Source organism: Geobacillus sp. CCR (genome assembly GCF_052906625.1).
The window spans coordinates 1-24,954 of record NZ_JBREBQ010000017.1; the positions used below are offsets into that span (position 1 = coordinate 1).

27 protein-coding genes, 2 pseudogenes and 1 riboswitch are annotated in these 24,954 nt (G+C 55.2%); all 29 genes and pseudogenes read right to left on the bottom strand.

Translation table 11 applies throughout. From position 1 onward, the window contains the following. Nucleotides 1-142: pseudogene (locus tag ACVBDQ_RS10190) on the bottom strand (RNA-guided endonuclease TnpB family protein); the annotation flags it as partial. 4 nt (nt 143-146) lie between these two features. Continuing rightward, nucleotides 147-545 (bottom strand): annotated as a pseudogene (gene tnpA / locus ACVBDQ_RS10195) (IS200/IS605 family transposase). A 193-nt stretch (nt 546-738) separates the two neighbouring features. Continuing rightward, complete coding sequence (locus ACVBDQ_RS10200) at nt 739-1,833, bottom strand: GerMN domain-containing protein (RefSeq protein ID WP_011231736.1); 1,095 nt, start codon at nt 1,831-1,833, stop codon at nt 739-741. Continuing rightward, entirely contained in the window at nt 1,811-2,356 is a 546-nt protein-coding gene (gene sigX, locus ACVBDQ_RS10205) for an RNA polymerase sigma factor SigX (protein WP_011231737.1), read from the bottom strand. Before sigX ends, ACVBDQ_RS10200 begins: the two co-directional genes overlap by 23 nt. A gap of 113 nt (nt 2,357-2,469) precedes the next feature. Further along, on the bottom strand, nt 2,470-3,186 hold the full coding sequence (locus ACVBDQ_RS10210; RefSeq protein WP_015375286.1) for an AIR synthase related protein: 717 nt from the start codon (nt 3,184-3,186) through the stop codon (nt 2,470-2,472). Next, nucleotides 3,179-3,667: an ECF transporter S component gene (locus ACVBDQ_RS10215; protein WP_011231739.1), complete on the bottom strand. Its 489-nt coding sequence runs from the start codon at nt 3,665-3,667 to the stop codon at nt 3,179-3,181. Before ACVBDQ_RS10215 ends, ACVBDQ_RS10210 begins: the two co-directional genes overlap by 8 nt. Continuing rightward, nucleotides 3,664-4,242, bottom strand: a complete 579-nt coding sequence (locus tag ACVBDQ_RS10220) for a cob(I)yrinic acid a,c-diamide adenosyltransferase (RefSeq protein ID WP_011231740.1) — start codon at nt 4,240-4,242, stop codon at nt 3,664-3,666. The genes ACVBDQ_RS10215 and ACVBDQ_RS10220 overlap by 4 nt, the downstream gene beginning before the upstream one ends. A 14-nt stretch (nt 4,243-4,256) precedes the next feature. Further along, nucleotides 4,257-4,673: a bifunctional adenosylcobinamide kinase/adenosylcobinamide-phosphate guanylyltransferase gene (locus ACVBDQ_RS10225; RefSeq protein ID WP_011231741.1), complete on the bottom strand. Its 417-nt coding sequence runs from the start codon at nt 4,671-4,673 to the stop codon at nt 4,257-4,259. Continuing rightward, on the bottom strand, nt 4,625-5,257 hold the full coding sequence (locus tag ACVBDQ_RS10230) for a histidine phosphatase family protein (RefSeq protein WP_014196225.1): 633 nt from the start codon (nt 5,255-5,257) through the stop codon (nt 4,625-4,627). Before ACVBDQ_RS10230 ends, ACVBDQ_RS10225 begins: the two co-directional genes overlap by 49 nt. Then, entirely contained in the window at nt 5,215-6,003 is a 789-nt protein-coding gene (locus tag ACVBDQ_RS10235; protein ID WP_011231743.1) for an adenosylcobinamide-GDP ribazoletransferase, read from the bottom strand. Before ACVBDQ_RS10235 ends, ACVBDQ_RS10230 begins: the two co-directional genes overlap by 43 nt. Next, nucleotides 6,000-6,557 carry a bifunctional adenosylcobinamide kinase/adenosylcobinamide-phosphate guanylyltransferase gene (locus tag ACVBDQ_RS10240; protein WP_011231744.1) on the bottom strand — a complete coding sequence of 186 codons (558 nt, stop codon included), beginning with the start codon at nt 6,555-6,557 and terminating at the stop codon, nt 6,000-6,002. Before ACVBDQ_RS10240 ends, ACVBDQ_RS10235 begins: the two co-directional genes overlap by 4 nt. Then, on the bottom strand, nt 6,554-7,624 hold the full coding sequence (cobD, locus tag ACVBDQ_RS10245; protein WP_011231745.1) for a threonine-phosphate decarboxylase CobD: 1,071 nt from the start codon (nt 7,622-7,624) through the stop codon (nt 6,554-6,556). Before cobD ends, ACVBDQ_RS10240 begins: the two co-directional genes overlap by 4 nt. Further along, nucleotides 7,581-8,555, bottom strand: coding sequence for an adenosylcobinamide-phosphate synthase CbiB (cbiB, locus tag ACVBDQ_RS10250; RefSeq protein ID WP_069304390.1), 975 nt, complete (start codon nt 8,553-8,555; stop codon nt 7,581-7,583). The genes cobD and cbiB overlap by 44 nt, the downstream gene beginning before the upstream one ends. Beyond that, a complete protein-coding gene (locus tag ACVBDQ_RS10255; protein WP_011231747.1) occupies nt 8,552-10,024 on the bottom strand; it encodes an adenosylcobinamide amidohydrolase in 1,473 nt (490 codons plus the stop codon). Before ACVBDQ_RS10255 ends, cbiB begins: the two co-directional genes overlap by 4 nt. Beyond that, entirely contained in the window at nt 10,021-11,076 is a 1,056-nt protein-coding gene (locus ACVBDQ_RS10260) for a FecCD family ABC transporter permease (RefSeq protein ID WP_011231748.1), read from the bottom strand. The genes ACVBDQ_RS10255 and ACVBDQ_RS10260 overlap by 4 nt, the downstream gene beginning before the upstream one ends. Continuing rightward, the gene (locus tag ACVBDQ_RS10265; protein WP_011231749.1) at nt 11,042-12,001 is read right to left on the bottom strand and encodes an ABC transporter substrate-binding protein; all 960 of its coding nucleotides are present in this window, start codon (nt 11,999-12,001) and stop codon (nt 11,042-11,044) included. Before ACVBDQ_RS10265 ends, ACVBDQ_RS10260 begins: the two co-directional genes overlap by 35 nt. Nucleotides 12,002-12,142: 141 nt before the next feature. Further along, nucleotides 12,143-12,341: riboswitch (cobalamin riboswitch) on the bottom strand. Nucleotides 12,342-12,678: 337 nt separating this feature from the next. Then, nucleotides 12,679-13,293 (bottom strand): PH domain-containing protein, encoded by a 615-nt coding sequence (locus ACVBDQ_RS10270; protein ID WP_069304619.1) that lies wholly within the window; start codon nt 13,291-13,293, stop codon nt 12,679-12,681. A gap of 184 nt (nt 13,294-13,477) precedes the next feature. After that, nucleotides 13,478-14,842: an APC family permease gene (locus ACVBDQ_RS10275; RefSeq protein WP_011231751.1), complete on the bottom strand. Its 1,365-nt coding sequence runs from the start codon at nt 14,840-14,842 to the stop codon at nt 13,478-13,480. A gap of 13 nt (nt 14,843-14,855) precedes the next feature. Beyond that, nucleotides 14,856-15,761, bottom strand: coding sequence for an acetamidase/formamidase family protein (locus ACVBDQ_RS10280; protein ID WP_011231752.1), 906 nt, complete (start codon nt 15,759-15,761; stop codon nt 14,856-14,858). A 218-nt stretch (nt 15,762-15,979) separates the two neighbouring features. Then, nucleotides 15,980-16,516: a hypothetical protein gene (locus ACVBDQ_RS10285; protein ID WP_446663203.1), complete on the bottom strand. Its 537-nt coding sequence runs from the start codon at nt 16,514-16,516 to the stop codon at nt 15,980-15,982. Then, a complete protein-coding gene (locus ACVBDQ_RS10290; protein WP_227016043.1) occupies nt 16,516-16,626 on the bottom strand; it encodes a helix-turn-helix domain-containing protein in 111 nt (36 codons plus the stop codon). Before ACVBDQ_RS10290 ends, ACVBDQ_RS10285 begins: the two co-directional genes overlap by 1 nt. After that, a complete protein-coding gene (locus tag ACVBDQ_RS10295) occupies nt 16,610-17,002 on the bottom strand; it encodes a sensor histidine kinase (protein WP_014196232.1) in 393 nt (130 codons plus the stop codon). Before ACVBDQ_RS10295 ends, ACVBDQ_RS10290 begins: the two co-directional genes overlap by 17 nt. A gap of 225 nt (nt 17,003-17,227) precedes the next feature. After that, on the bottom strand, nt 17,228-18,145 hold the full coding sequence (locus ACVBDQ_RS10300; protein ID WP_014196233.1) for a DUF7916 family protein: 918 nt from the start codon (nt 18,143-18,145) through the stop codon (nt 17,228-17,230). A gap of 49 nt (nt 18,146-18,194) precedes the next feature. Further along, nucleotides 18,195-19,559 (bottom strand): N-acetylglucosamine-specific PTS transporter subunit IIBC, encoded by a 1,365-nt coding sequence (nagE, locus tag ACVBDQ_RS10305; protein WP_021322078.1) that lies wholly within the window; start codon nt 19,557-19,559, stop codon nt 18,195-18,197. Then, nucleotides 19,559-20,290, bottom strand: a complete 732-nt coding sequence (locus ACVBDQ_RS10310; RefSeq protein ID WP_011231757.1) for a GntR family transcriptional regulator — start codon at nt 20,288-20,290, stop codon at nt 19,559-19,561. Before ACVBDQ_RS10310 ends, nagE begins: the two co-directional genes overlap by 1 nt. After that, nucleotides 20,287-21,048 carry a glucosamine-6-phosphate deaminase gene (gene nagB, locus ACVBDQ_RS10315; RefSeq protein WP_446663204.1) on the bottom strand — a complete coding sequence of 254 codons (762 nt, stop codon included), beginning with the start codon at nt 21,046-21,048 and terminating at the stop codon, nt 20,287-20,289. The genes ACVBDQ_RS10310 and nagB overlap by 4 nt, the downstream gene beginning before the upstream one ends. Further along, on the bottom strand, nt 21,020-22,240 hold the full coding sequence (nagA, locus tag ACVBDQ_RS10320; protein ID WP_069304392.1) for an N-acetylglucosamine-6-phosphate deacetylase: 1,221 nt from the start codon (nt 22,238-22,240) through the stop codon (nt 21,020-21,022). Before nagA ends, nagB begins: the two co-directional genes overlap by 29 nt. A 139-nt stretch (nt 22,241-22,379) precedes the next feature. Further along, nucleotides 22,380-24,173 (bottom strand): ATP-binding protein, encoded by a 1,794-nt coding sequence (locus ACVBDQ_RS10325; RefSeq protein WP_069304393.1) that lies wholly within the window; start codon nt 24,171-24,173, stop codon nt 22,380-22,382. Then, nucleotides 24,173-24,919, bottom strand: a complete 747-nt coding sequence (locus ACVBDQ_RS10330) for a response regulator transcription factor (protein WP_014196239.1) — start codon at nt 24,917-24,919, stop codon at nt 24,173-24,175. Before ACVBDQ_RS10330 ends, ACVBDQ_RS10325 begins: the two co-directional genes overlap by 1 nt. Between the last annotated feature and the right edge of the window lie 35 nt (nt 24,920-24,954).

The following is a 24,954-nucleotide window of genomic DNA, read 5'->3' on the forward strand; positions in this document are numbered from 1 at the left end:
TTTTACTCGTCGCTTGATTCAGTTCTGGATGATCCAACAGCCAATTCGCAAACTCTGTGTTCACTTCTGTCATCCGTTCATACATTTCCTGTTTGACTTTCGTTGGGTTGTGCAGTTCCAGCCTTAGTGTGATCGTCGGCATGGGTTCACCCCCTTTTCTTTTGAGATTCCACATAATGTTTGATGGTTTCGCTTGATCCATTCCCTGCTGTACTCACGAAGAAAGAGCGTGTCCAAAGACTTGGCAGATGAGACAAGTGTTGAAATTCTTCCCTTCATCGTCGGGAAGTCACTCCTTTCACTTTTGCCATCATATCTGATGGAGAATCAGAAGGGAGGCCATTCAAGAACAAATGACAATGATCAGGCATCACTTCCATCGCAAGGATGACCCCATCATTCTCTTGGCAAATTTCTTCTACTAACTGCCTGAATCGCTCTTCCACTTTGTTCACTAACACGTTTCTTCGATAACGCGGGCAAAAAACAAAATGATAGTGAATCAACGATACAGTTGTTTTCGTTCTTCGATATTTTTGTTCCATATTATTAATTGTATCAGTTTAATGGTCATACTCAAACAATTAAAGATAAAAAATGGTTGCTCTAAGCAATCCCATGAAGAGATTACCGAGCAACGCCGTCTTTCATCCCACGATTCAAACCGTGGGCTTTCAGACGGCATTTTCTGTAACAAAATGATACCGTCTAAAAACCGCTAAGAGCTCACGCTGGCGGCTACGGGCCGGTTGCCAGCAACGCGGCGTTCGGTCCGGCCGGCACGTTGATCGGCTTCCCAAGCGGATACGGGCCAAGAGTCGATAACCCGCTCGATTCGAATGTGACGTCAAGCAGCCCAAACTCTTTCGCCGTCAGCAGCACGGCCTCCGCCATGCTCGCCGCTTCTTCCGCGCTTGGTCGAGCGGACAAATGAAGCCGGACCGTAGCATGGCGCGCATCGACATCGACCGAATCAACTTCCACCCCTGGTGGAATGGCCGGCTCAAGCCCGTGGATCGTCGATTTTTTCATCTGCTGCAGCGCCTCAGGAAACGAGCGGGCGCTGCCTAGCGCCGGGATGAGCACCGGATAGCCGAAGGAGGAGGAGCGGTTTTGATAATACATTCGCTTCTGCTCATTGATTTTTGTCGTTTTTAGACGACCCAACACTGGCAAATCGAGCCCCTCCTCCTCCCCAGTGAAAAAGCGGATGCTTCGCCCGCCCATCTGCCGCACTGTTTCCATGACCGCGTCGAAAAAGAGGCGCTGTTCCTCATGGCTGGCGGCAAACACGCGATGGCTCGCTGGAACGCGAACAACCCATACGCGCCCATCGCCTGCCGCCGGGGCCATCTTCACACCGTCGAGCCACGCGGACGCCTCACGCAACGGGGAACGGGCAAGCTCACCGAGCGCCGCGGACAGCCGTTCTTTCGGCGCAAAACGGCCAGGAAGGGGAACAACCACTGGCACCACTTGGCCGATTCGCTCATCGGGCAAGGCAATCACCACTGCATTCGCCGGTTCGCTGGCGGCCATCATCGCTTTTGGGTGAGAGGAAGCGCCATCCGCCTCTAGCGTCTGAACAGGGGATGAGGAAGCCTCGTTTTTGTCCGAACGTGTTGGAACGATAAAATGCGGACCGGCATAAACCGCCAATGCAAGCACGGCCGCCGATGCAACCGCTGGGAGCCAACGCCGCTTCCAGCGCGCCATCCGCTGAGCGCGCACCAGCCGGACATACACTTCTTCTTTCGTGCGCCGGTCTTTGATGACGGGCAACTGTTCAAGGCCATGTTCAATGCATCGCTCATTCCAATTGAGCTTTTTCACACCGCCACCCCTCCTGTTTTGCCTCTTCCTCCATATATTGCTTGAGCGCCTTTAGTGCGCGGTGCTGCGTTGTTTTCACTTTACTTTCCGTCCAGCCGAGCGCTTCCGCCGTTTCCGCGATCGACAGCGACTGGATGAATCGAAGGACGAGCACAAGCCGCTGATCAACCGTGCAGCGCGCCAAACCACGGTACATAAGCTGAATTTCCTCTTTTTGAATCGCCATTTCCTCAGGAATCGGCTCGTCGGCGCCGATTTGTTCCTCGCTCCATTCCGCCGAACCAGCCCATTGGCGTCGGCGTTTTTGCTTGCGAAAAAAATCAATGGCCACATGGCGCGCAATGGACAGCAGCCACGTTTTTTCGCTGCACTGCCCTTTAAATCGTTTGTATGAGCGCAGCACTCTGACGTACACTTCCTGAACCAAATCTTCGGCCTGCTCTCGATTCCGCACCATGTAGAATAAAAAATTAAACAAATCATGATGGTACTTTTCATACAACTGTTCAAAGACGGGGTCCATCGCTTCTCTCCCCCTATCTCCTCCATGGACCACGACAAAAAAATCCCATTATCTTCATGATAACGGGTCCGAGCGAAAAAGGGAATGATTTTTTCACCAAAAGCAGCCGGCTTTTACCACTCGACGTGCAGTGGAAAAAAGAGAGAGCCGGCTTGCTTTTTGATTTCACGTTCGCCATCTGGATCATAACTGACAAGCACCGACGTCGCCGGGCCGCCGGAGGAAAAGAGCGGAAGCGGGCATGCGCAGGCCCGCCCTTGGCGGCCGTTAGCGGCTAACAGCTGTGTCCATTCGTAATAAATACCTTTCGAGCCGATGGGAATCAATTCGTAAATGTATGGTGTGCGGAGAAGCGCGGCAAACAGCGGAAGCGGCGCAACCCATTCCGGATGCGAAAGCACGGCCGAGCCGACGAGAGGACGGCCGATGACGGCAAACTTCGCCTCTTCGGGTGTGATGCCGATTCGTTTCCGTTCGTTGGCCACCGTCCCGATGGCCGTCACTCCAAGCGCCGACTGCACGGTGGGAAAATTCGATTCCGTGCTGCCGGTGATCGGGAGATCGATCCCCAGCTCGCGGCACGTTCTCCTGACACCGCGGCAAAGAGCTTCCCACCGGTCATCAGCGATGAAGTTTTGCAGCACGACGACCCTCGCTTCCGCTCCGACGCTCAACAGCTCCATCAAGGCAACGCGGGCGGAAAAATACGCAACAACATCCACCGAGACGGACACCGCATCACCCGGCTTGTCCCCGACCGCCGCCGAACCGTCGGCCGCAACGGCGAGCTCCATGCCGTCGGCAAACGGAAGGAAAAGCACATCACGCATGCGGCGCCTCCACCCCCGCTTTCGCCGCCAACCGGACGACAACCGGCATGACGGCCAAAGCGATCAACACGTTGACCGCCGCGGCTGCCGAAAGCGGCGGAATGACGGCAAAAACAAACGGCCAGCCGAACGAAACGGCAAGCGGCAACGGCGCCAAAAACGCATTGCCGATGAAAAAGACGACAGCGCTGCCGATTTTCCATCCCCGCCGATGCAGCACGGCGAACAGGGCGCCAAGCCCCGCCATTTCAAGAGCGACAAACCAATGAACTGGGCCGAGCGGAAAACCGCCGATCAACGCCGAAACCAAATGCCCAAGCCCAGCGACCGCCGCTCCGGCGCGCGGGCCAAGAACCCCGGCGGCGACAAGCGCCGGTGCGCTGTCCAAAGCGATGCTGCCGACAAACGTCGGCAGCTTGATGAACGATCCGATCGCCGAAAGCGCCAAACAAACGGCCGTCCAAGCCAAGCGGCGGTTCATTGTTTCTCCTCCTTGTCGCGGAACACAATCGCGCTCCGTTCATACTCGATGTCCTTCACCCCTAAACGCGCGTTCACGACCCGGGCAGCGGCGAACAAATAATCGGACAGGCGGTTCATATATTTGAGCACAACATCGTTGATCGGCTCCGCTTTTTGCAAGGAAACGATGCACCGCTCCGCCCGTCTTGCCACCGTACGCGCCATATGGAGCGCCGCAGCCGCCTTGGAGCCGCCCGGCAAAATGAATTTTTGCAATGGCGGCGCTTCTTGCACGTGCGCATCAATGCGCTCTTCTAAAAATGTGACCATCGCCTCGGTCACCTTATACGGAAGCTTGCCGTTGACGATGGCCAGGTCGCCGCCGCAGTCAAACAGCTCGTGCTGGATTTTTTGCAGCTCAGCGCAAAGGTCGCGAAACCGTTCATCGCCGGCCAATAACGCAAGCGCCCATCCGATGAACGAATTCGCCTCGTCAATCGTTCCGTACGCCTCGACGCGCAAATGGTCTTTGTCCACGCGCCCGCCGACTAAACTCGTTTTCCCTTGGTCTCCTGTTCGCGTATACAATTTCACTGTTCCTCTCCCCCTTATTTCAATTGTTCCGCCAGTCCGCACCAAAGCCGGTCGACGCGGCAGCACAAGGAAGCTAGTCGCTGGTAGCACATTCCCACGGCGTCGCGCCAGCGCCGCTCTTGCGGATCAACCGGAACAACGCCTTGCGTCACATCGGTGCCGATCCAAACGACCGTGCGGTTAGGCGCTGCCGCTTCCCACCGCTGCCAAGCGCGGAAATAGGATTCCCACTCGTCTGGGTCCGGACGGGGGCGGATGGCGGCTTCCAACCCGTCAAAGACGACCGTTTTTGCCGTTTCGATGCCATCCGGCGGCCTATACGGCTCCACATAACCGTTATGCCATACAATATGAACCCCATCATTTATTCCATACCGTTCCCTCACCCATTTTCGTTTTCCTTGAAACGCACCACCGATAACGAAATGCACCGCTCTCCCCCTTTCCAACGCTCGATCGTCGATTCCAATGTATATCCGCCGGCAAATGGCACCTCCCATTCCCAAAACGAACGAGCATCGGGCGCATACTGCTCGAGCAGGAGGCGAATCGGGCCGCCATGGGTGATGACAGCCACATGACGGGCGCCCGCCCGCTCAGCGAAAGCAATCGTCTCCGCAAGCGCCTGTTTGATGCGCGCTTGAAAGTCGGCATAACGCTCCCCGCCGGGCGGCGCCGCAGAAAAGGGCGACGCAAGCCATTGGCGGTAGGCGGGCTCCGCTTCCAGCTCAGCAAACGTTTTTCCTTCCCAAGCGCCAAAGTGAAGCTCGCGCCAACGGCTGGTGCACCAATCTGCCCCGCGTCCGCCAAACAGCAAGGCGGCCGTTTCTCGACAGCGGTGAAGGTCGCTTGTAACCATGCAGTCGACCGGATACGGCCGCTCAAGCTGCAAGCGGCACAACCGATTGCGCTCCGCGGCCGCAAGCGGCGCGTCCGTCCAGCCGATATACGCCCGACGTCGGTTTTGTTCCGTCATCCCATGACGGATGAGTGTAAGAGCCAAATGACGCCCCATAGCACCGTCTCTCCTCCTTCGATCAGCGCGCCGAGCACATCACCGGTGATGCCGCCAAACTGTTTTTCCGCCCACGGCTTTGCCGCCGCCGCCAAAACGACAGCCGCTGCAGCCAGCGCCGCCCCTGTTTGCACCGAAATGGCGGTGGATGCACAAAGAAGCGAAAGCAATACAAAAGCGAGTCCAAGCGCCCAAATGGCATCACGCCATGAACTATATTCGCGAAGCGATGCAGCCATTCCTGTCGGCTTTGCCAGCTTGCCGACGGAAAGAAGCCAGGCAGCCCCGGCCCGCGACAACAGCGGAACGGCGGCGAACAGCGCCGGCGGAATGCCTGTCTGGAGCGATTCGTACAGAAACAGCCAACGAAATGACAACAAACAAATAAGCGACAACACCGCAAACGCGCCGACGCGCGGATCGGACATGATCTCTTGCCGCCGCTTGACGTCGCGGTACGAAAAAAACGCGTCGCTCACATCCATAAAGCCGTCAGCGTGCATCCCCCCGGCCATCCAAATGCCGAGCCAAAGAAGAAGAAGCGCCCAAACAAGCGGCGAGCTGAATGAAAACGTGGAAAAGAGTGCATACACTCCGGCCGAAAGCGCCCCGATCAGCGCCCCCGCAAGCGGCATACAGCGCACGAGCCAGCGGACATGGGCGGCGTTCCATGCGATCGAGCGCCGAATCGGGATCGTGGTAAACAGCTGCAGCGCCAACAACCATCCGTTCCATGCTTGCTTCATCCCGGCCACCGCCCTTTTTTCACGCGGAGAAGGCCGCATTCAACGACCGCGGCGGCCGCCGCTTCCGCGACCAACTGTTGGTGAAGCAAGCCAAGCGTTTTCATGTAGCGAAATGTGCCAGGATCATCCGGAACACCCCCGGCAAACAGCTCGTTCGATACAATCACGACCGCACGGCAGGCATCCGCCCACGCCCGCACTTCATCGAGCATGCGGCAAGCAACAGCTTGAGCGGTTGCGTCTGTTTTCCAATTTTCACCAAAGAACAGCTCGTGGGCGAGCCATGTGGTCAAGCAATCAAGCAGAACAACATCATCAGGGTGCAAGGAAGCGGCAATCTCCTGAGAAGAGAACGGGGCTTCCCACACTGTCCAATGCGCGGCCTGCGCCGCGCGCCGCTCTTGATGACGGCGGATGCGCTCCGTCATTTCTTCATCCATTGCCTGCGCGGTGGCGATATAGTGAAGCCGACCGCCGCGAGAAAGCCGGATGGCGCATATTTCCGCCGCTTCACTTTTTCCGCTGCGCGCGGCGCCGCTGACAAACACCATCATCCGCTCCACCTCGCAAGCGCTTCAAGAAGCCGATCGTTTTCCACCTGCGTTTTGACCGCAAGCCGCACGTAACGTCCGTCCAGTCCAGGAAAATTCATTGTATGCCGCGGGACGATTCCTTGCTGCAATAAATAGAAAAACAAATCCTCTGTCCGTCCGGAGAGCGGACGCAGCAAGTAAAAATTGACGACCGACGGCGAGACGGCATACCGGCCGGCCGGCAGCGACCGAAACACGCGCTCCCGCTCGGCGGCGATCCGTTCTTTCGTCCACTTGACAAACGATTCCATCGCCATGAAACGAAGCGCCAATTGTTGGGCGATGCAGTTTGTGCTCCATGGCGGCTGATGCGTTTTCAGCGAAGCGATCACCGCCTCGTCGGCAGCGACATAACCAAGGCGCACGCCGGCCAGATGATGAATTTTCGTCAACGATCGAAGCACAATGAGGCGCGGATAGCGATCCAGCCAACGCATGGCTGTAAATCCGCCGCGCCAAAACGGATAGAACGCCTCATCCACCACGATATACGTCCCCGCTTGGTCCGCTGCAGCGACGAGCGAGCGGAGATCACGCTCCGGCATCACGGTTCCGGTCGGATTGTTCGGATGACAGAAAAAAACCGCGTCGCATTCCGCCGCCCATGCCGCCGCTTGGTCAATGTCGTACGAAAAACCGCGGCTTTCCTCTGCCAGCAAAGACTTGACTTCGCATCCGTAAGCAAGGCAGGCGCGCCGATACTCGGAAAACGTCGGCTCCAAGATGCCGACGCGCCGGCCGGCAAGCAGCGCGGCCAACAAATAAATCGCCTCCGCTGCCCCGTTCGTCACCAGCACTTGTCCGGGTCGAATCTGCTCCTGCTTGGCAACGAGCTCCCTGAGCGCCTTCGCTTCCGAATCCGGATACTCACCGGCCCAGCGAATCCATTCCTCGCCGTTCGGCCAAGCCGACGGCGGCAGGCGATATGGGTTCGTATTGACGCTGAAATCAATGTATTCGTCTGGAGGGGCCAATCCGCATTGCTCATACAACGCGAGCGGATTCGCCCCATGCGCCGGCCAACGCAACGATCATCCCCCCGATCCATAGCAGCAATAACGTAAAGGCGAGCACCGTTCTGATCATGATGCCGACCGCCTGGCGAATATGAACCGAGCGCAGCGGAACATCGGGATCGCCGAGTGTCGGCCGCTCAGAGACGACGCCGCCATATGTATTCGTCCCGCCCAGCTGCACCCCAAGCAATCCAGCCATCGCCGCCTCGAGCCAGCCGCTGTTCGGGCTTGGGTGGCGGCGGGCATCGCGAAACAAGATCGACAGCGCCAAACGAAGGCGGCGGCCGCCGCAAACCAACACCATCACGAGCGCCGTCAGCCGCGCCGGAATGTAGTTGAGCGCATCGTCCAGCCGGGCGGCCGCCCAGCCAAATTCGCGATACGTTTCATTTTTATAGCCGAGCATCGAATCGCACGTGTTCACTGCCCGGTACAGCATGGCAAGCGGCGCGCCGCCCAAGGCTGCGTAAAAGAGCGGAGCCGTGATGCCGTCGCTCGTATTTTCCGCCACCGTTTCGACGCAGGCGCGGGTGATGCCGGCCTCATCGAGCCGCTCGGTGTCGCGGCCAACGATCATCGACAGCGCCCGCCGCGCCTCGGGAAGATTGCCCGCTTCAAGCGGCCGGCGCACATCCTCAGCCGCTTCAGCGAGGCTTTTGGTCGCAATGGTGGTGAAAATGAGCGCCGCCTCGATCGCCACCCCCACGTATACGGACAGCGCGTAGCCCACATAAACGACCAACGCCGATACCCCGTAAACAGCGGCCAACACGACCGCCACGGCCGCCGCCCCTTTCGCCCGCCGCTTTGTTCCTTGATTCCAGCGGCGGTCAAGCCACGCAATCAGCGTTCCCATCCCGCGCACAGGGTGCGGCAGCCAGCGCGGGTCGCCAAGCAGCGCATCCAACAGCAAAGCCAACGTCATTGCCAGCAAATGCGTCATCGCCGCCCCCTCCGCCGCTTGTAGCGGTCAAGCGCCTCGATCGTCGCTTCATACACGAGCCGACCGATCGCGCGCCCGAGTTCCGTCGCCGTTCCGGCATAGGCAAACGTCCGCCCGGTTTGCGTCGCCGCCACGGCGAGCGAATCGGTCGACGTGCCGGTGGCAAGCGTCCCTGTTTCCAGGTCGCAAACCGAACAGTCGGCGAGCGCTTTTACCTTCGCTTCCGTCGCTGTCATCATCGCCTGGACAAACGCCGCTTCCGTCAGCACTCCGTCAATGACAATCACCATATTGATCGTTCCCGGCCTTGCCGCAAGCGGCTTATGCTGCCACGCCCGAGCGGCATCAACCGCATTGCCGACGCCAGCGGTCGTCATGATTGCAACCGAAAACGCTTCCCCTTCTTTCTGAAGCCAAACGGCATCATGGACGTCAACCGCCGTCATCATGCCGATCGTTCGTTCCGGCGAAAACCCGTGCTGCTCCAAATAGCGGCGCATGTCTCCTTCCGCATCGCCGCAATCGTAATCCAACCCGACTTGGCGGTTGACAAAATGGGTCGCCCATTGAAACCCAGCGCCGATCAATGCCGAGGACAGGACGCGAAGCGGCTGGCAGGAGGCCAGAACAGCGGCGTCATCAAGAAAGGACAAACGCAGCCCGCCGGCCGACGATTCTTCTTGTTTCCCTTTCGGCACAAACGAAAACATCGGCTTTGCCGCCGCCGGATGAGCCAGACGCACAATCGGCGCGGCAAACACTTCCTCAAGCAGCGCCGGCGTCATCACATCTGTCGGCGTTCCAAGCGCCGCTGTTTTTCCTTCTTTTAACACAAGCACTCGGTCGCAATATAAGCTAGCGACGTTCATATCGTGAAAGACGGCGACGACCGTCAAATCGCGGGAGCGGGCAGCTTCCGCGAGCCGGTCCAAAAGCCGGACTTGGCCGCTCACATCCATATGGTTCGTCGGCTCATCCAGCAAGAGCAGCTGCGGCTTTTGGGCAAGCGCCCGCGCCAAATAGGCGCGCTGCCGCTCGCCGCCGCTTAGCCGCTCAAGCGGCTCATCGATTTTGTCAGCCAAGCCGACCGCACGAAGCGCTTCTTGAACCGCCGCTTCATCCTCTTTCGTCCACGTCGGAAACAAGCCGCGCTGATGGGCGTAGCGGCCGAGCGCCACCGTTTCTCTCACCGTATAGCCGGGCGCCGCCTCCGCCGTCTGCGGCAGGACAGCGGCAAACCGCGCCCATTGCTTCGCAGACAGCGCCAAAAGCGGCTGGCCATGAATCTTGATCTCACCGCTGGCAAGCGGAAGCTCTTTGCAAATGAGTTTCAGCAGCGTCGTTTTTCCGCTGCCGTTCGGCCCGACGATGCCAAACAGCTCCCCTTTTTCCACGGAAAACGTCACACGATCAAGCACTTGCTTTGGTCCATACCGATGCGATACGGCCCGCACCTCAAGCATCATCATCCCATCTTTCGCTTCATTTTTCGGAAAAACAAGACGGCAAATAGCGGGGCGCCGATCAGCGCGGTGATGACGCCGATCGGCAGTTCGCGCGGTTCAATGATCGTCCGCGCCGCCACATCGGCAAGCACAAGAAACGCACCGCCATACAAGAGAGACAGCGGCAGCAGCACCCGATAGTTTGGCCCGCACACAAGCCGAACCATATGCGGAACAACGAGCCCAACAAAACCGATCGTCCCGGACACCGACACCGCCGCGCCGGTGAGCAGCGCCGCCGCCGTCAAAATGATGACTTTTCGGCGCGTAACATCAACGCCGACATGAAGCGCCGCCGCCTCGCCAAAAGCAAACGCGTTCAACTCGCGGCCGTTGGCGAGAAGCACCGCCGCGCCGATGAGAAAAAACGGCAACAAAAGCCCGCTGTATTTCCAGCCGCGCATCGCGACGCTTCCCATCAGCCATGAGATGATTTGCCGCAATTCTTCCCCGGTCAAAGCGATCATCAGTGAAATGAAGGCGCTGAAAAACGCGCCGAAGATAATGCCGGCTAAAATGATCGTCTCAACCGACAGCTGCGGCTCAACCGCGCGAGTGAACGCCAAAACGGCGACAAGCGTCGCCATGCCGCATAAAATGCTCACGATCGGCAGCGTGAACGTGCCAAAGAGCGGCCATTGCCAGCCGAGAAAGATGACGAGCACCGCCCCGACCGAGGCGCCGGACGAGACGCCGAGCGTGTACGGATCGGCGAGCGCATTTTTCAGCAACCCTTGGAACGCCGCGCCAGCCAGCGCCAATGACGCCCCGACCAAAAAAGCGAGCACGACGCGCGGCAAGCGGATCGCCATCACGATCGGCACCCAATCGGCCGGAATGTCAGACGGAAGCGGCATACCAAACCATTCGGACGCAAGAATGCGAACAATAGAAGAAAAGGGAATCGACAGCGATCCTGTCGATATCCCTACGAGCAACGATAACATGGCCGCCGTGACGGCCAATATATACATCCACGTTTTACTTGAACACATCCGGGTAAACGGCTTTGGCAAGTTCCTCGACCCCTTCGACAAGGCGCGGACCCGGGCGGCTTACTAAGTCGGTGTTGACGTCATACACCCGCTTGTTTTTCACCGCCGGCACGTCTTTCCAAGCAGCGCGCGCAAACACTTGCTTCGCTCCGCCGTATGTCGTGATGATCACATCCGGCTTATAGGCCACTGCTTTTTCTTCCGTCACCATCGGCCAGCCTTCCAAGCTGCCGGCGACGTTTTTCGCTGAAATCACTTGAAGCATCTCATCCATAAACGTCCCTTTGCCGGCCGTATACAGCTGCGGCGGCGGCGACACTTCAATCCAGACGTTCGCTTGTTTGTCCGCCGGGATTTGTTTCGCTTTTTCTTGAATTTGCGCAAGCTTCTCTTTCATCTCATCAATCACTTGCTTCGCTTTGTCCGACGCCCCGGTCGCTTTGCCGATCAATTCGATGGACGCATACACATCGTCGAACGACTTCGCGTCATTCACGACAAGCACGGTGATGCCGGCGTCTTTCAATTGCTTGAGGCCATCGCGCGAGTTATGGGCGCTTGACGCGTGGGCCAAGACAAGATCCGGTTTGAGCGAAATGATTTTCTCGACGTTGAATTCCATGCCGCCGATTTTCGTTTTCGTTTTGACGTCTTCCGGGTAATTGTCAAAATCGCTGACGCCGACGATCTTATCGCCCAACCCCAACGCATAGGCGATTTCCGTATTGCTTGGGATGAGTGAGACGATCTTTTTCGGTTCCGCTTTGATCGTGACATCCTCGCCAAGCCCGTCTTTCACCGTCACCGGAAACGCCGCTTGTTCCGTTTTCGGTTCTTCTTTTTTCGCTGGCTGGGCGTTGCTATTGGCTCCACCGCTGCAGCCGACCAGCACGGCGGCCAGAAGGAAGAACACCGCCACCACCGCCGGCCATGTCCAACGTTTCATCCGTCATTCCCCCTTCAGTGATGTATGTACAATAAAAAACGCCCATTCCGCCTAAATCTGGGAATGAGCGCGAAACAGACCGCCAATGGGCACAACAATGCCCTATGCGACTGTTTCCGCGTCTCACCCCCCGAAGATTCGGAAACTGCGGCAAGCAAGGCAGGTCTACTGGCTCATGCTTCATCCTACTCTGAAGCCTTCCCGTACGGAAAACAGCGCAAGCCATCCGTCCGTACAGTGGCGATTTCATTTCGTCCGCATTGACAGTTGCGGGGACAGCTCCGGATTCCCACCGGATTCCCTATTAAGCCTTTTCGGCGCCTTGCTGCGAGTTGATTTAGTTATCGGATATGGACATTTTTATATTAAAGCAAGGCCTGGCATTTGACAACTGTGAATTTACAGTGGGCTGGCGGCAGGCGGTCATCGATCACTTTTGCGGTCAGGCAGCTCGGCTCCAGTGTCCGTGTTTTGTACGGAACGCCGCATGCGCCGTTGCATCGAGCTCCGCGATGTCAAATGCCGCCATGTTGCCTATTCATCGATTCCCACAAACCTCATCTTTTGAGTTTCTTCCGGCTGCGGAGAAACGTTCCTTTTCCATATGTCGCTAAAAAAATTAGGAAAGACGCCCCACCTCTGGCACGGCGTCTTTCCCCGATACAACCTTCATCTCGTCACTGTTGAATATATTTGTCAAACACAAACCCGAAATCCTTCACCGTATAGTTCTTTTTCGCTTCCGTCAGCCAGCAAAAAGCGTATTCATTCACGGCCTGAAAATCCGCCGACACATTGACGCCGTCGCCGCGCATGTTGGCAAACACCTTGGCCGCCAGTTCCAAACTCCGCTCAGCATAGTGGAATTTCATTTCGTTTTCATGGCAAATCTCCGCGATCGCCAGCAGCGATTTATACAAATCTTTCAATTCCTCAATATGCTTTTTATGCACATCAATCGAATAGCAGTGCGACCCGATTTTAAATTTGATTTCCGCGTCCAAGTCGACCGTCCCGGCTGTTTCGAGCGACACGTCGGAAATCGGATGCTTATAGTAATCGTAGCGGCGCAGCGTCCGTTTTTTGCTCGCAGCGCTCGTGCCGTCCAGATGAATGAGCGCGCGGTTGGTGAAGCAATACTCATCCGATTTCGATTTGATAAGAAAATAGATTTTTTCTCCATCCTCGTGCATCACATAATCATCGGCATCTACTTTGTCATAGTCTTTCGGTTGAATAACCGAGCCGATGTCGCTTAGCCCAAGCACATCGGCGGCGACTTTTCCAAACATGCTCATGTTCCCCCGGCTCCTTCCATGTTTTATCGGCGCCCGCCTATTGCGGATGAACGGTGTTTTGCCTTAACAAGGCGCCGTACTCTCATTCGTAATACGTCGCGATCGAAAAAATGTTTCATCGTCGGCAAAAAACGAAAGACCCAACGCCTTTTATGACGGCGTCAGGCCTTACAAGCAACTACAGTTCCCCGCTTAGACGGGAGTCTTTGTTCGTGAGTCGCAAAAAGACCAGATAAACGAGTCCAATCGCGATCCAAATCAATCCTAGCTTTTTGCTGAGCGGGTCCAGATTCATCCATACATAGCCGATGATAACAAAACCGATGAGCGGAAACAAGAGATGATTAATATAATCGTTACTCTTTTGTTTGCGCAAGAAATAGTTCATCACCGACACATGCAAAAAGAGGAAAGCCGTCAGGGCGCCAAAGTTGACAAGCGAAGCGAGTTTATCAATTTGTGAGGCGAACACCGTCGTGACAATGAGCGAAATCACAGCGACAAGCAATGTGCTGACGTATGGCGTTTGAAATTTCGGATGCACTTTAGCCAGCACACTGGGCAGTTTACGGTCGCGACCCATGCTGTACAAAATGCGGGAGATGGCTGCTTGGGCGACGAGCGCGTTCGCGATCCCCCACGAAAGCGCGGTGGCGACGATCGTTGTCCATTTCAGCCATGGTCCGCCTGCCAGCTCCGCAATCTGATAAAACGCCACGTCCGCGTTTTTAAACGTCGTATAATCAGGCCAAATGAGAGCGGCGACCCATGTTTGCACGATGAAAAGCGCACCGACAACGAGCAAAGCGAAAATGATCGCTTTGCCGATCGATGATTTCCCGTCCCTTGTTTCCTCAGCCAGCGTCGACACCGCATCAAAACCAAGGAAGCTCAAGACGGCCACCGACACCGCCCCCATCACCGTCTCCGCGCTGAAATGATTAGGATCGTACAGCGGTTTGAACGTAAACTGCGCTCCATTGACACCTTTTATAATCGCAATAATTCCTGTGATCACAAACACTGCAAGGACGATGAGCTCTAAAACAACAATCACTTTGTTCGCTTTGGCCGTCATCTCGATCCCGAGAATATTAATGACCGTATTCATGGCAATAAACAGAACGAGCCACACGGAAATCGGCACTTGCGGCACAATATCGGCTAAGGCAGCAGCGCTGACCAAATAGAGAAGAGCCGGAACGAAAATGTAATCAAGCAAAATGACCCAGCCTGCCATAAAACCGACATATTCATTCATTCCCCGCTGGGCGTAGGAATACACGGAACCAGCGATTGGAAACGCCTCGGCCATTCTGGCGTAGCTCAAGGCGGTGAAAATCATCCCCACCATTCCGATTAAGTATGCTAAGGCGACCATCCCTTTTGACCCTTGCGCTACATACCCGTAAATGCCGAAAGGAGCGATCGGCACCATGAACACCATTCCGTAAATCAACAAATCAACAAATGTGAGCGACCGTTTTAATTCCTGTTTATAACCAAGCGACTCGACCGATGTGTTCGTTTCAAGTTGCGCCATCGCCGTTCCCTCCTCAATCCTCAAACAGGCGGATGCCATACGCTTCAAGCACAAATCGCGGTACAAAGAAACGCGCCGTGACGAGCGGGTCAACGACTTGGCTGATTTGTGTCTGACCGGCAGCGCTAAGCACCATCGTCAAATGGTTCAGCGTCAACGGAGTGTGCGGCAACAGCAAATTAACCATTTCCTCAACCGACTGTTTGACCGCCTCATCCAACGTTTTGGCCGAGACGATCGTCGCAATGCCATCATCGTTTTGCAACAGTGGATGGTTAAGCGAATATCCTTTCATCACCCGGACGGTGACCGTCACTTCCCCCGAAATTTCGATACCAGACACGCCGATTTCGCCGTCCCCCATCGCCGCATGCAAATCGCCTAATGCGAACAACGCCCCTTTGACAAAAACCGGGAAGTAAACGGTTGCCCCTGTTGTAATGAGCTTTGTATCCATATTGCCGCCATGCGGCCCGGGCGTCCCGCACGACACATCCTCACCGCTCGGCGCTACCCCGATGACGCCAATCATTGGATTTAATGGAATAGAAAGATGCTCGTCAAATACGGCCCGGTTTTCTTCTACTGGAATCATTTTTGCCTCAAACTGCGGAATCCGGTCGCCAAGCACCCCGAGCCCTGGGCCGACAGCCATGACCCCCTGTCCTTTGAGGCGAATCTGTTCAATTTTTACCGCTAAAATGTCACCGGGTTCCGCCCCTTCAATATAGATCGGTCCGGTCGCCGGATTGATATGATTCCAATCGATCGAGTCAAACGGCGTTTCGCTTGAAGTAATTTGATTTTGGAAACAGTCGTACGTTTCGATGACAAACGTTTCCCCTGACTGGACTGTTCGAACCGGTTGGTGGTTTTTGCTAAATGAATAAATGGCCGTTGTGCATGGAACAAATGACATGTCCGCTTTCCTCCCTTTCGTTTTTGTCTCATTATAACAGGGAGCAAACAAACTGTTTTGCATTTTTTTGATTCATTTTTGTTACTTCTTTATTTTTTGAATTAATCGATAAATCTGAGTAAACAAGAAACCGCCAATCCCATTCCATGCTATGGCCTCCAGCACATTATGGCGCATTCCCCATCGCCAGGCGATAGCAAACAAACATACCCATCCGATCATATATAAACAATGTATAGCAGAACCGTTCCGATTTTCCGCATCCCCAACCAACCGGCGAGCACGGTAAACACGTACACATAGACGAACCAAATGAATAAAAAAGTCGGAGAAAAACGAAAGAGTTGCTGCAACAAATAGGCACATAACACGACAACGGTAAGCAGCCGGCCGATCGAAAGAAGGCGAACAAAAAACCGAAAGAAAAACAAAGCCCGCGCCGTAAAACAGCAGCCCGGCCAGCGATCCCCTTCCTCTGTTAGGGAACGATAGCGCACGGCCGCTGCTGAACGCCAAAGCACAAAAACGGCGGCCCATACCGCCATAGCCGTCACCACTCCCGCCGCCACTCCACCTCGAATAAAAGCATAACATCCAAACAACAGCAGCTCCCCGGATGCAAAACGCAGTAACAGAGCATTGACCCCCTTGCTTAATCCAAGCGCCTCCGCTCCGATAAAACTGCGGCGACCAATATGCGGCACAGCAGCAAGCAGCAGTACGCATGCCATGAATAAAAGCATATACCAGTCCATTATCCATTGGTCTCCTTATACTTCGTAGGCGGGATGCCGACATATTTTCGAAACAAATGACTGAAATGATGTTGACTAGAAAATCCTGTCTCCTCAGCAATGCGTGCCATGGACCCCGCTTAGATAGTTGCTTGTATGCGCCCATTCTTGTTTGAACGGAATAAGCGGCTGTTTCGTCTCATAGCTATCACGCAAAAACAGCGCAAAATGCTCCATTCCCCGAATCATTTCTTCATTTTTTCCTAAGCGCGCCAAGGATAAGAAAGCGTTCAACGCATTGAAAAAGAAATGCGGTCGGATTTGTTGATGGAGCTGCATATACTTGCTTTCTTGAAGTTCTTTTTCCAATCGAAGGCGCGCATGTTCCAACTGCCAATAATCCACTTCTTTTTCTGCTACCCCCAACAGCGCCAACACTGTCAACGATACAAGCGGCAACAATACGCTGAAAATGAGAATGAGATGAAATAATGGCTCGGCAATCATCATATTCTCCCCGCCACTCGCAATGCTTTCCCATTTGTTTTTTCATTTTATCACAAATTTGTTCTTTCATTTGATCACAAAATAAATAGAGGCGGCGGTACAAGGCAAATGTTTCCCACATCCGCAAACTTATTTTTCCATCATCTTGGCTCCCATCCTATCCTCTCCCGGCAAAAAAACGCCCCAAAAGCGAATGCTTTTGGGACCGACTGATCATATTCCACTTTATCTCAACGGCGATCTTGCCATGCGAATATACGTATGGCGTCTGCCGCGAATGGCGATCGAATACGCCATAATATTCTCTGGAACAGCGATGCCATGATAGCCAGCGTCGCCGATATGATGTAGATCCGCCCCAGCCATTTTGCTTGCAAGCGCGATTTGACGAATCGTACTCTCGTCAGCTCCTTCTTGGCTTGTGCCGATCGTCAGCATCGCAAGCGCCCCATGTTCATGCGCCACCTGAACAAGCTTCTCTGTCTTGTCTAATGTCACCCCCGGCACCGTTCCAGGAGCCGGCATCAAAACGACATCCGCACCAGCGTGAATGAAACGCACCACCACTTCTTCCGATACGATCCCGCTTCCCGCTTCATCGGCAACGCCTGCCGCGTGCATTTTCCCAGCCATCACGAGAGCATCCTCGCCTAAAATGGACCGCGCCGTTTCGATGGCTTTCACAATCTCATCATTCGTCACGCCTGTTTTCGGGTTTCCGGTTAGGCAAACAAAATCAAATCCTAGCTGTTTTGCTTGTTGCAGCGACTCGGCCGTTGCCATTCTCCCTTTTGGCAGCGTCGCAAGCTCCTCAAGCTGTTTTGCATTTGGGTCAACCGGCTCCAAATTGACGCCAACCGGGCGCCCTGTCAACTGCTTTAACCGTTCCACCATTTGATTCGGTTCGTTCGTGTCCAACCCGTTCACAACCGGCCGGAACACATCGAACCAATTCAACAACAGCAAATCCGCCCCAAACGCCGTGGCCAGTTCAGCGTTGGTGACCGCCGGATACAGCGGCGCGAATTCCCCGACGACTTCCGCGACGATCACCCTGCCTTCTGACGCTTGAATCGATTGTTTTAACTGTTTTCCTGTCATCCGACGAAAATCGGAGGCGTTGCAATCCAACAGCCGCTTCACCGGAGCTCCCCCTTTCTGGCGTCCCTTAAAAGAACGGCTTCGTTGTTCCTTATTTTCTCATAGCGTTGGCCAGAAATTCGACATCCGTGCCAACGACCACTTGCAAATCCGTTTGGTTGAGGCGAAGCACGCCTTTCGCTCCCAAACGTTTCAATTCTGCTTCGTTGACTTTTGACATGTCTTTCACTTTTAGGCGCAAGCGTGTGACACAATTGTCAATTTGCGCGAGATTATCTTTTCCTCCTAACGCCTCGATATATTTTGCAGCAAGGTCCTCGTATTTGACGCCCAACTGCGCCGCACCGCTGTCGGCAAACTCTCCCTCTACCTCATCTTCACGCCCCGGCGTTTTCAAATCGAGCTTCGTAATGAGGAAATAGAAGACGACGAAATAGACGACAGCATATACAAGACCTTGAACAATCAACAAATACGGTTTTTTCGCAATGCCGTAGTTTAAGAAAAAGTCAATCGCCCCGGCCGAGAACGTAAACCCGTGGTGGATGTCAAGCATTGTCGCCACTGCGAGCGACAAGCCGGTCAACACGGCATGGACAACGTAGAGCAATGGCGATAAAAACATGAATAGAAACTCAATTGGCTCCGTAATCCCGGTTAAAAACGACGTCAACGCCACGCCAAGGAGCGCGCCGGCGACCGCTTTGCGACGCTCTTTTTTCGCCGCCGCGATCATCGCCAGCGCTGCCGCGGGCAGGCCAAACATCATGATCGGGAAGAAGCCGGCCATAAAAATGCCCGCATCCGGGTCGCCGGCGAAAAAGCGGCTTAAATCGCCCGTTTTTCCGTTATACTCGCCAAACACAAACCAGACGAAGCTGTTTAACACATGGTGCAATCCGACTGGAATGAGCAACCGGTTGAGGAACCCGAAAATGCCGACGCCAACCGCCCCGGCACCAACGATCCAATGGCCGACCGCGTTGATGCCATCTTGAATCGGCGGCCATACATAGCCAAAAATCAAGGCAAGCACGAGCATGACAAGCGATGTCACGATCGGCACAAACCGCCGTCCGCCGAAGAAGCCTAGCCAGTCGGGCAACTTGATATCATGGTAACGGTTGTATAAAAGCCCGGCGATCACTCCGGAGATGATGCCGCCTAATACGGACATATTGATGTCTTTATCAATCGCGGCGGCCCCTTTTGTCAAGACAAAGTAGCCGATCGCCCCAGCAAGCGCCGCCGCGCCGTTGCCGTCTTTCGAAAAACCGATGGCCACGCCGATGGCGAAAATGAGCGCTAAATTGGAAAACACTGCATCGCCTGCGGCTGCGATAAACGGAATATTCAATAAATCAGGCTGACCGAGCCGAAGCAACAATCCTGCCGCCGGCAAAACGGCAATCGGCAGCATTAATGCTTTTCCAAGCCGCTGTAAAAAGCCTAACATCATGATCCTCCCCTTTTCATCTCAATCATAAATTTGTACCGGTCGCCGCGGTACACCGATTTGACGACTTCAAGCGGCCGACCGTCGACAAGGTGCGTGCGGCGCTCAAGCAATAGCACCGGAGCCCCTTCTTTCATCTTCAGATGCTCCGCCTCCACCTTGCGGGCGACAGATGCTTCCAATGTTTGAACAGCGGAGCCGATGATCATCCCTTTTTCTTTTTCGATAAATTCATAGACGGAACCGCTTACAACATCACGCGTCAGTCCGGGGACGAGATTGACCGGAATGTACAGCGTCTCCAACGCCATCGGCAAGCCGTCGGCCAACCGAAGGCGGCGGACTTCGTAAAGGTCATCGCCTTCCGTGACGCCAAGCCCTTCAGCGAGTTTCTCGGAAGCTGGAACCATCTCAAAGCTGAGGACGATCGTGCCGGGCTCCATGCCGCGCGCCCGCATATCTTCGGAAAAGCTCGTCAGCCCTTTCAGCGGCTGCTCGATTTTTTGGGCGGCGACAAATGTTCCTTTCCCGCGCCGGCGGATGAGATAGCCATCGTTCACTAAATTGTTGACCGCCTGCCGAACGGTCATCCGGCTGATGTCATACATTTCCGCCAACTCGCGCTCAGACGGGATCATTTCGCCCGGCTGCCACTCCCCTTTTTCGATCTTTTCTTTCATATATTGCTCGAGCTGATAGTAAATCGGAATCGGCGACTGTTTATCGATCACGGCGCATCCACCCGCCGCTTTTCCTTTGGGATGAGCGAGAGCGCCTCGCAGTCGGCGATGATCGTCACGTCCGGATGAAGGTGAAGCGCTGAAGCCGGCAAGTCCGGTGTGACAACGCCTTCGAGAAGCCGGGCCATGGCGTCCGCTTTTTCCTCCCCTGACGCCAACAGCACGATGCGGCGGCTGCGCAAAATGGTCGCAATTCCCATCGTAATGGCATAGCGCGGCACGTCATCAAGCGATGGAAAAAAGCGGGCGTTCGCTTCCCGTGTCAGCTCGGTCAGCTCGACGACGTGGGTGGCTGTCGAAAACGGCGTTCCTGGCTCGTTAAAGCCGATATGGCCGTTGCGGCCGATGCCCAAGAGCTGCAAATCGATGCCGCCCAATTCATCGATGAGCCGCTCGTAACGGCGGCATTCTTCGTCAAGATCAGCGGCCAAGCCATCCGGCACATGCGTCTCGTGAAGCGGGATGTCCAATTGGGCAAACAAATGCTGATTCATATAATAGCGATAGCTGTTCGGATGATCCGGGCCAAGGCCTACGTATTCATCCAAATTGACCGTGCGCACGAGCCGATACGATGTCCCATGCTGCCGATGATCGGCGGCCAATTCGCGGTACACACCGAGCACGGTCGAGCCGGTCGCCAAGCCGAGAACGGCGTTCGGCTTTTCCTTGACTTGTTTGATGATGATGTCCGCCGCCTGACGGCTCATCTCTGCGTAGTCAGCAACTTCCAAAAGCGTTATGGCCATCGCTCTTCCTCCTTTCATCCGGTTTGCGATAGGCAAGGGCGCCGCGGCAAAACGTCATCATGACTTCATATCGTTCATTCAAAACGACGACATCGGCGTCTTTGCCGGGCCGCAAGCTGCCTTTCCGATCAAGCAAGCCAAGCTGTTTCGCCGGATTCCAGCTCGCCATGCGGATCACCTCTTCAAGCGTGCAGCCAGTATAATCGAGCACACGGCGGATGGCCTCGCCAAGCTTGAGCACGCTTCCCGCCAGCGTGCCGTCGGCAAGCCGCGCCTCTTGGCCCCGAACAGTCACCTCTTGGCCGCCAAGTTCATACCGCCCATCACCTAGACATTTCGCCCGCATGGCATCGGTGATTAATATGAGCCCATCGCTTCCTTTATTCCGGTAAGCGAAGCGGACCATCGGCGGCGCAACGTGCAACCCGTCGGCGATCAGCTCGCACATCACTTCTTCAAACATAAGCACAGCACCGGCGACACCCGGTTCACGGTGATGGATGCCGCGCATCCCATTGAACAGGTGGGTCGCATGCGTCACCCCTGCATGGACCGCCGCTTTTACTTCGTCGTAAACGGCATCGGAATGGCCGATCGAAGCGATCACACCCGTCTGTTTCAAGTAGGCGGCAAGTTCCAGCCCCCCGTTCCGCTCTGGGGCAAGCGTGACAAGGCGGATATGGCCGCCCGCCGCCTTTTGCCAGTGCTGGAACAGTGAGATGTCCGGATCGGCGAGATGGCGCGGGTGCTGCGCTCCGGCGCGCTTCGGCGACAAAAACGGTCCTTCCAGATGAACACCGAGCACTTCGGCCGCTCCCGGCCTGTTCGCCTCCGCCATATAGCGAGCGACGTTGCGAAGCGCGGCTTCGATTTGTTCGCTTGGCGCTGTCATCGTCGTCGCCAAAAAGCTCGTCGTCCCTTCCGCCGGCAAGGCGTTGGCCATCTTGTAAAGCGCCTCCGGGGTCGCATCCATGACATCCGCCCCAGCCGCCCCATGAATATGGACGTCGATGAATCCCGGCACGATGAAAAACCGTGAGGAAAGCTCGATCACTTCCGCCCCTGCATCAGTTGGGCATGACGACATCGGCCCGATCGCGGCCACTTTTTCCCCTTCGATCAGCACATACCCTTGTTCAATGTTTCCTGTTTCTGCATACACCTCGGCATTTTTCAATATCCACCGCTTCATCGCGATTCCCCACTTTCTGTCTCTCATTATAACATTATATATTCTAGTTGTCTATACTACTAAAACAAATCCGTCAACCAGCTCGCTTCAGTATGAAAGAAGCAGGGAAGCCGTGGCTTCCCCACTCTTCCAAACGGCGCTACGCTCCTTTCGGTCCGCGGGCCGGCAAATAAAACGAAAACGTCGTTCCTTCGTTCAGTTTGCTGTGAACGGTAATGAGCCCTTTATGCGCTTCGACGATGTTTTTGGCGATGGCAAGGCCTAACCCGGTGCCGGAACGGCCGCGCGTGCGCGCTTTATCGGCTTTGTAAAACCGTTCAAACACAAACGGCAAATCCTCTTCGGGAATGCCGGAACCAGAGTCTTGGACATGGATCGTCACGCCGTCGCCGCTTGGTTCGATGATGAGGCGAACTGTGCCGCCCGATTCCGTATGGCGGATGGCGTTGTCAATTAAGTTCGTCAGCACCTGTTCGATCCGATCCGGATCGAGAGCGATTTCGATGTCCCGATCGCGAAACTCGGCTGTCAGCTCAATCTGCTTTTCTTTCGCCAGCCCGTAAAACTTGCGGATCACCCGCTCGATGTAAGGAACAAGCTTGACTTGTTCGTACTCTAGCTCGATATGGCCAGCTTCCATGCGCGCCAAGTCAAGCAGATCGTTAACAAGGCGGCCCATGCGCAGCGACTCGTCATAAATGACTTTCGCCATCTCTTTCTTCTCTTTTTCGCTCGCCGCGATATCGTCGATGATCGCCTCGCTGTAGCCTTGGAGCATGGCAATCGGCGTGCGCAATTCGTGCGAAACGTTGGCGATAAAGTCTTTGCGCAGCTTGTCAAGCCGCCGCTCTTCGGTCATGTCGCGCAAAACAGCCACCGCGCCGCGCACCATCGTTTTGCCGTACAGCGGCGTCATTAAAATAACCCACGTCCGCCCCTGCAGCGTCACTTCGGTCGATTGCTCCTTCTCCTCGCGAACGACGCGGGCAAACAGCTCTTTCACTTGCGGCGGCAACGGCGCCATCGCTTCCGCGTCGTTCCCTTGCTCAAAATACCACGCCTGCAAAAACCGCTCAGCCGGCGGGTTCGTAATCAAAATTTCCCCGTCGCGGTTAAACGTAATGACGCCATCGGCCATGCTGCTTAAAATGCTGGCGAGCTGTTCTTTTTCCTGGTTTAAGGCGTTGATGTTAAACTGCAGACGCCGTCCCATTTGGTTGAACGCCATCGCCAGCCCACCGATCTCATCGTTCGTTAAAATCGGCACTTTCATATCGAAATGGCCCCGCGCCATTTCGAACGCGGCTTGCCGCATTTTCCGGAGCGGAGCGGTGATGCGCGTCGACAAGAAAAAGGCAAAAAACGTCGTCATGACAATGGCGATAAACGCGGCGAGAAAAATTAACTCTTTCGTCCGCTCCGTCGCGTCGGCGATCGCCTCGAGCGACTGATAGATAAACACAGCTCCTCGGCTGCCATCCGGCATCGACATCGGCACGCCGACAATGATCATATCACGGGGCAGCTTTTCTTTTGGATGCCGCTCCGGCATATACAAACGCTTTTTCACCGTTTTCCCATCTGTCAGCACACGCCGCAAGTCCCGATCTTGGCGAATCGACGACAGCGGCATATTGTCCAACCCAGCATCGCCAGGCGAATACCAATAGTGCGACTCATCGACGACGATGACGGCTTTCGTTCGATTGTCCACAAGCGTCCAAGCGATCGAGCGGGCAAGCTGCTCGTCGCGGTAATCGTGCATCACCTCGGCCACTTTTGTCGCCAGGCGGGTCAAGTCGTTTTCCGCTTCCTGCACATAATAATCTTCCAAAAATTTAATAAGCAAAATGCTTAAAATAAACAGCACGCACGAAACGAGCAACAAAATCGTAAACCATAGCTTGCCGACGACGCTGCGAAACAGCCACATTAGTCGCTCACTGCCTCAAACTTGTAGCCGACGCCCCAGACGGTGACGATCATTTTTCCCGCCTGCGGCGACGCTTTATTCAACTTTTCGCGCAACCGTTTAATGTGGGTGTCGACCGTGCGCAAGTCGCCGAAAAACTCGTAATGCCATACTTCTTTGAGCAGCTGTTCGCGGTCGAACACTTTGTCGGGCGAGCGGGCCAGAAAGAGAAGCAGCTCATATTCTTTCGGCGTTAAGCTGACTTCCTTGCCGTCGACCGTCACCCGGTGGGCATCGTTGTCAATCGTCAAATGCGGAAACACAAGCACGTCTTTCGCCGTCGTCTCCACCGGCGCGTAGGCGGCGTTCGCCGCGCGGCGCAACAGCGCTTTTACGCGCAGCACGACTTCGCGCGGACTGAACGGCTTGACAATGTAATCATCCGTGCCGACTTCAAACCCTTGCACGCGGTTGGATTCTTCGCCTTTTGCCGTCAACATCATAATCGGCGTCGTTTTTTGCGCGCGGATTTCTTTGCACACCTCAATTCCATCTTTGCCCGGCAGCATCAGATCGAGCAAAATGACATCATAATCATTCGTCAACGCCTTCTCCAACGCTTCATTGCCGTCACCGGCCTCATCGATCACATAGTTTTCCCGCTCCAAATACATTTTCAAGAGCCGCCGGATGCGCTCTTCATCGTCAACCACTAAAATACGGACGGTTTTTTCTTGTTTTTCCAATGCTTTGCACCCTCCCATCATCAATGGAAATACTCCCTATTTTCTAGTTTACCGAA